At 37.8% G+C, this 2,293-nt stretch carries 1 protein-coding gene and 1 pseudogene; both read right to left on the reverse strand.

What is annotated here, in order from left to right; genetic code table 11:
• Positions 1-520: 520 nt before the first annotated feature.
• Positions 521-862, reverse strand: a complete 342-nt coding sequence (locus A3193_RS00005; protein ID WP_069013749.1) for a hypothetical protein — start codon at positions 860-862, stop codon at positions 521-523.
• A pseudogene (locus tag A3193_RS20980) lies at positions 834-1,343 on the reverse strand (RHS repeat-associated core domain-containing protein); the annotation flags it as partial. The gene A3193_RS00005 and the pseudogene A3193_RS20980, both read right to left, overlap by 29 nt.
• Between the last annotated feature and the right edge of the window lie 950 nt (positions 1,344-2,293).

The raw sequence follows: 2,293 nt of genomic DNA on the forward strand, positions 1-2,293 counted from the left end.
TAATTTCCGACGAACGCCGAACCTTGGGGCAGTTTCAGAATTATTGAACTAGATAATCCTCTCAAACAACAACTTGACAAACATCAGCAGTAGGTACTGAGCGCGGGCTGTGCTTGCGTGTAAGAAATCAACCTAAAAGTGTCACGTCAAACTTCAGAATTTGACAATTTTACTCGTATCCTCACTTTATTTCACCGTTCATTCTAGATATATGGCTCATCTATAACGAACCTTTTTCATCAAAAGCAAATTATTTAAGAATGGGTGTCTTGTTTATCTCTTTGATAACGCCATAAACTTGCTCCATAATACATTCATTCCTCCCTCTTTATACTGACGTCATATGAAACTGGCTCATCGATTGCAGGTGCTACGCCTAAATGACCACCATTCTGGTAACAACTGACCACCTAAACCAGAAAATGCTGACCAGCCTATTGCTATTGACCACAAGGATACTACTTATTATACGAAGGATATAAAAACAATCCGAATATTACAACGCACGCTAAATAATAGTTTAACTTATAAAAACCAAAACTGAAAAAGCACCCAAACCAAGCCACACAATTGAGCTGACCCACAAAAAAACTCTTTTGTTTTTATAGAACAATCGTTTAACTATCCAAAATATTATAGTTAAGACAATAATCCAAAATAAAGAGGAGGTATACTCGGCATCCAGTACCGAGTAAATCACAAGGCCCATTGGACCTAAAAAAATATCGAAAGCTAGCTCTAATCTCTCATTTAATGGGTATCCTTCATTATAAATAACTGTAAACGTCAATAAATAACTAGCGATATACAGGCCTGTTAAAAATAAAATAGCCTTAAATATCCGAACATTCATCGCACTCATCTAAGTCTTGTGTCTGGTCGTCAGGGTAATCATCAGGCCAAACATAGCTAGGAAGCCAATCTTGCCAAGCATGACCAGGAGAATATTTGTCAGGTGTGTAATTGTATGAGTAGTTTTGCTCATTACGAGGCTTTAATGACCACCAAGGATTCGGGTGATCAGTATCAGGTAATCTTCTTCCATCTGTGCCATACGCGCATTCATAGCCTTTTGAATTCCAGTATTTTCCACCGCCACTCGTCCAGTCTGGATTATTTTTAGGTTCTTTGCATGGACATTTATTGTGTTTATTCCTATTTTTGTGTTCATCTGGTGTTGGAAAAAACCATGGTGTTTCTCCACATGTACCATCTAAATCTAACCCTTTTCTATCTGTATATCTAACAGGGTTATTTTGTACATAAGAAAAAGTATTTAGCCCACCTCTTAAACCTATCGGATCAGATTGCAGATACCTCCCTGTACTTGGATCATAATCCCTAAAGTAGTTGTAATCTTATCCCTATATAACCGATTTAATCTATACCCCATAAACTAGAGAAAAGTAATCCTACGAAAACACTCAGGATGCAGAAATTAAAACAAACTAATATTTCATCAATTCCATGGTCATAACTGGTCAACAACGTAAGCCTGGTCAGGCTTTGCTGGATTAAGTGGTCAGATTAAAACAGCGAATATGTTCAATTCAACTGGAATCTGCACCTGCAGGTGCTGCACCCTTTTGACCAGCCTGCCGACAAGAACTGACCATCCAAACCGGAAAGGGCTGACCAGCCAGCTGCTATTGACCAGTTTGGTTATGCAACAATCTTGATGTATAGAATAAAATAGCTATCCGGGAACTCGGCGATGAATGACTATAAAACGTCATACAATCTTACCAGCACGAAGAAAAAATGTAAGACCTCACCCCGCTTGTTATTGTTTAAGCCAACTTTTGTTTTTGAGAAATCTTACGGTTAGTAAATAACACCCGGTAGCTGTTAATGGTAAGAAGTATAGCCCTAACCCAACAGGATTAAATAGAAATGCTATCGCGCTTAAAAAACCAGTAGAGTTAGGATTAAATATTTCTTCCAACCTCCAAAGTAGCCACACTAGCGCCGATTGAATGTAAAACATTAATATTAATGAAATAAATGCAATAGTTATCTTTATAACAAGAGACATAACATGCTTCTTTTAGATTAGTTTAGCTCAAACGGCATCCAGCCTGGTTGTAAGCCAGGGTAATCATTTGGATCTGCACCACACTGTAAAAAACAGGTTTTATGGTAGTCATCAATTACATCATTCGGAAGACAATCATCTTTACATATATCTGAGTCATAACTTTGTTCATGTGCTTGTTCAGTGCAGTTGGACACCCATCCATAATTTCTGGTTTAACACTTCTTACCAGCAAACTCCGGGTGTCAATTATTTCCT

It is taken from the genome of Candidatus Thiodiazotropha endoloripes, assembly GCF_001708965.1.
Classification (GTDB): domain Bacteria; phylum Pseudomonadota; class Gammaproteobacteria; order Chromatiales; family Chromatiaceae; genus Thiodiazotropha; species Thiodiazotropha endoloripes.